This window comes from Bacillus sp. MBGLi79, assembly GCF_002953915.1.
The window spans coordinates 39,071-43,148 of record NZ_CP026521.1 but is presented as its reverse complement, the minus strand read 5'-3'; the positions used below and the strand labels follow the sequence as shown (position 1 = coordinate 43,148).

7 protein-coding genes are annotated in these 4,078 nt (G+C 43.8%); all 7 read right to left on the bottom strand.

Translation table 11 applies throughout. The annotated features are described in order from the left end of the window. Positions 1–242 (bottom strand): GIY-YIG nuclease family protein (locus C1T29_RS00275; RefSeq protein WP_208945581.1); only part of this gene is annotated, 242 nt, incomplete at its 3' end. Further along, positions 229–972: a tRNA1(Val) (adenine(37)-N6)-methyltransferase gene (locus tag C1T29_RS00270; protein WP_020449796.1), complete on the bottom strand. Its 744-nt coding sequence runs from the start codon at positions 970–972 to the stop codon at positions 229–231. The genes C1T29_RS00275 and C1T29_RS00270, both read right to left, overlap by 14 nt. Before the next feature lie 64 nt (positions 973–1,036). Beyond that, positions 1,037–1,399 carry a DNA replication initiation control protein YabA gene (gene yabA, locus C1T29_RS00265; protein WP_020449795.1) on the bottom strand — a complete coding sequence of 121 codons (363 nt, stop codon included), beginning with the start codon at positions 1,397–1,399 and terminating at the stop codon, positions 1,037–1,039. A gap of 14 nt (positions 1,400–1,413) precedes the next feature. Continuing rightward, positions 1,414–2,241, bottom strand: a complete 828-nt coding sequence (locus tag C1T29_RS00260) for a competence/sporulation regulator complex protein RicT (RefSeq protein ID WP_020449794.1) — start codon at positions 2,239–2,241, stop codon at positions 1,414–1,416. 2 nt (positions 2,242–2,243) lie between these two features. Then, on the bottom strand, positions 2,244–3,233 hold the full coding sequence (holB, locus tag C1T29_RS00255; protein WP_020449793.1) for a DNA polymerase III subunit delta': 990 nt from the start codon (positions 3,231–3,233) through the stop codon (positions 2,244–2,246). 11 nt (positions 3,234–3,244) lie between these two features. Next, on the bottom strand, positions 3,245–3,685 hold the full coding sequence (locus tag C1T29_RS00250) for a YaaR family protein (RefSeq protein ID WP_020449792.1): 441 nt from the start codon (positions 3,683–3,685) through the stop codon (positions 3,245–3,247). Between the two features lie 11 nt (positions 3,686–3,696). Then, complete coding sequence (locus C1T29_RS00245) at positions 3,697–4,026, bottom strand: cyclic-di-AMP receptor (protein WP_003178156.1); 330 nt, start codon at positions 4,024–4,026, stop codon at positions 3,697–3,699. Positions 4,027–4,078 lie beyond the last annotated feature (52 nt).

The window sequence follows — 4,078 nt, the reverse complement described above, 5'->3', positions numbered from 1 at the left end:
ATATAACGTTCTTTGTTCTTTCTCGATAATTTTTTAAAATAGTATTCGGCCTGCATCGCCTCTCGCTTTGTTGAAAAGCGCTCTGCATAATGGAGTTTTACCGGCAGCCTTGCCCTCGTATACTTCGCGCCTTTCCCGTCATTATGGGTTTTCAGGCGCTTCTCGATATTGTTTGTATAGCCGGCGTACAAGCTACCGTCACGGCACGAAAGCACGTAAAAATAATGGCTACTCGTCTCCATATAAAATCTTCCTTATTTCAGGTGTATATTGATCTTGTTCATCATATACGAATAAAGGAGGCAGAATTTTCAGGTCAGGCCGGCCGTCTTTTATTCCTTCCACTAAAATGGTGTTGGCCTCTTTACTTTTTTTCGGGTAAACAAACTGGACGCGCTTCGGCTCGATTTGGAAGGCCTTCATCAATTCAAAGATTTCGAGCAGCCTCCCCGGCCGGTGAACGAGAGCGAGTTTGCCGCCCTGCTTTAACAGCTTGCTGCTGACGCGAACGACGTCTTCAAGCGTGCAGTAAATTTCATGTCTGGCAATGGCCAGATGTTCATTTAAGTTTTGCTCCGTTTTTTGCGGCGTCTTGAAATAAGGAGGATTGCATGTGACGACATCAGCTTTATTATATCCGAGCACCTGCGGCATATTGTTCAAGTCGTCCCTGATGAGATGAATCTGTTTTTGTAGGTTGTTGTATTCCACGCTGCGGAGAGCCATGTCATACAGCCTTTCCTGAATTTCCACCCCGGTGATGGCGGCTTTTGTGCGGGTGCTGAGAAGCAGCGGAACAATCCCGTTCCCTGTGCACAGATCAATGATGTTTCCTTTTTGTATCGGAACATATGCAAATTTCGACAGCAGAACGGCGTCTAAGGAAAACGCAAAAACTGTCGGGCTTTGCACGATTTTCATATCTTCTGCAAGTAAATAATCCAGTCGTTCATCGTCTTTTAATTGAATCATGTCTTTTCCCTTTCCTAAACACATTGTACCGTTAAAAAGGCTTCCGTTCCGCCGGAAGCCTTTCTTATTTTTTATTTAAGAACGAGAGGCAGAACAGGCAGTCTCCTTCTTTGCGAACACTTCCGTAATGGATGTTGCAAATATGGAAACCCTCCTGATACAGGCGCGCCAAATTATCATGGCCTTCTCCAATATCAGCATGCCCTGTCTTTTCTGCTTTTATCTCTTTTTCATCGGATTTTGCGTTTTTTAGCCTTTGATCCGTTTCTTCCAGCCTCTTGCGCAAATGCTCGTTTTCAAGCTGTAAATGATTGTTTTCTTCAATCATTTCCCCGATATGCTGCTTGAGATCTCCAAGCTGGCGGTAAAGGGATCCGATTTGTTCTTCTAAACTTATCACTGTATCAAACAATTCTTTTTTATCCAAGGTTTCACACCTCGTTAATCTGTGGTTTGTGCAGATACGACACCTTCTTGCAACAGCTCATCCCACGTATATTCAACGACTTTGTCACAGTCTGTCAGTTCAACTTGGAGAATGCGTTCAAGAATATTCAAGCCGACGACTTTTGCCGGGCCGTTGGACGTGGCGATCACTTCCCCAATATCCGGAAGCTGTTCTTTTGCTGTTTCGTATTCATCGTTTTCATATTTCAGACAGCACATCAGCCGTCCGCATAGTCCGGAAATCTTCGTCGGATTCAGCGACAGATTTTGATCCTTTGCCATTTTAATAGACACGGGCTCAAAATCACCTAAAAATGTGGAACAGCAAAGCATTCTTCCGCACGGTCCGATGCCGCCCAGCATCTTCGCTTCATCCCTGACGCCGATTTGCCTCAGTTCGATTCTCGTTTTAAAGATTGACGCCAAATCTTTGACGAGTTCTCTAAAATCGACTCTTCCGTCAGCCGTAAAATAAAAAATGACTTTGTTGCGGTCAAAAGTGAATTCCACATCGACCAGCTTCATCTCAAGGCCGTGCTCGTTAACCTTTTTCTGGCAGACATCAAAGGCGGACAGCGCAGCTTCTTGATTCTCTTCAACGATCAGGCGGTCGCGCTCATCCGCAACTCTGATCACTTTTCTTAAAGGCAGCACGACATCGTTCTCGTCTACTTTCTTGTTGGCGATGACAACCTGCCCGTATTCAACACCGCGAACCGTTTCGACGATCACACAGCTGTCTTTATCTATCTGAAATCCGTTCGGATCGAAATAATATATTTTGCCCGCTTTTTTAAAACGGACACCAATAACGTTGTACAAGCTTATCCCTCCTGCAGCATTAAAACCAAGTGCTCCATTAATCCTTGAGCATTCACATTGGAATAAAGCCGTTTTTTTGCTTCTAAAACAGCAAGTATCTGGTTTGTCACTCTTTGTTGTGTTGTTTGCAGCGCATGCTGTTTTAATGATTGGAATAAGTCCTGAAATAGTATTTTATCTTCATGTCCCAACTGAATGGACAACACGTCGCGATATATAAATAAAAGCATATCAAGACCCATTTCTTGGTGGTCTTTCTCCTTGAAAAAGGGCATCCACTGATCTTGAATATAGAAAAAAGCATGTCCTTTTCGCTGGTGTAAGACTTCATACAATTTTATCACTTTCGCTCGCGACTCTGCAAACTGATCATTTCGACTCAATTCGAGCGCTTCCGATAAATTGTTTGTCATATTCGACAAAAGGGCAGCAATATTCGGTGAGACCTCTTGTTTGATCAGTTCCTTTTCAATTGATTCGGGCTGCAACGACTGAAAGGATAAAACTTGGCATCTCGATATGATCGTATCGAGCAATTTTTGCGGCTGTTCCGTTAAAAGAACAGCGATTGTATCGCTGCTCGGCTCCTCTAAAAACTTCAGAAGGCTGTTCGCCGCATTGACCGTCATTTGATCGGCATGGGAGATAATGTACAGCTTTTTATGCGATTCCAAACCGGTCTTTGAAAACTCTTCCTGAAGCGCCTGAATTTGTCCCTTTTTAATCGAAAGTCCGTCCGGATGCACGACATGAACGTCCGGATGGTTTCCTGATTCAATCCGCTGGCAGTTCCGGCACGACTCACATGGCTCCGCTCCGTCTTCAAGGCAAAAAAAGCTTTTTGCCAGAAGGGTTGCCGCGTCTAATTTGCCCGTCCCTTTGCGCCCTTCAAATAAATAGGCATGGGCAAGCCGGTTTCTTTCTATACTATTTTGCAAAAGCTTCATGACCCGTGGCTGAAGCTTCTGCATTTCTGTCCAGGTTGTAGCCATACCATCACTCTCTATGTGTAAAGGTTTATCAGTAAACCCTTGATTTCGCCAATCTGTTCTAAAAGTTCGATAGAAGATTTTTCTTGGTCCATCAGGTCCTCTGTTAATTGCACAAGCTTTTCGTCCAGTTCTTTTACAATGCTCAATGTCCGGCTGTTTCCGTACAGATCGAAGCTTCTTGAATTCTCCACCGTCAGCCCGTTTTCAACGGTCTCTTTTACAAATCGTTTGATCAAGCCTTTGAATCTGGCCAAATCCTTGAAGTTCCTCGACTTTGATAGACGTTTTCCGAAAGCTTCAATATCTGTTAAAAGCATTGTCAGCTGTTCAACTCGTAGCTTGCCGCTTTGTATATTCATCTTCTCTTTAAATGAAGCAGAAACGTTTTCTCCTCTTGCAGGCGGAGTCTGCTGTTTCTCTATCATTGTACGCAGTTCTTGACTTATTTTCATATCCTCAACCCTTAAAATTGATGGAATTGCTCGATCGGCAGTACAAAAACGGTTGCTCCGCCCACTTCAACTTCAACGGGATAAGGAACATATGAATCGGCATTTCCGCCCATTGGAGAAACAGGGGCAATCAGCTGATCGCGCTTGCTTCCGTTTTCTTTTATCAAGCTTAAAGCTTTGTCTACTCGAATATCATCTACACCCAACATGAAGGTTGTGTTTCCCGATTTCAAAAAGCCGCCGGTTGACGCCAGTTTAGTCACGCGAAAATTGTGATCGGTTAAAGCCTTTAAAAGCCTATTGCTGTCTTGGTCTTGAACAACAGCGATAATTAACTTCATATGAAAAGCCCCCTTTTGGATGGAAACACTTAAGGATACTCTTGCTACCATT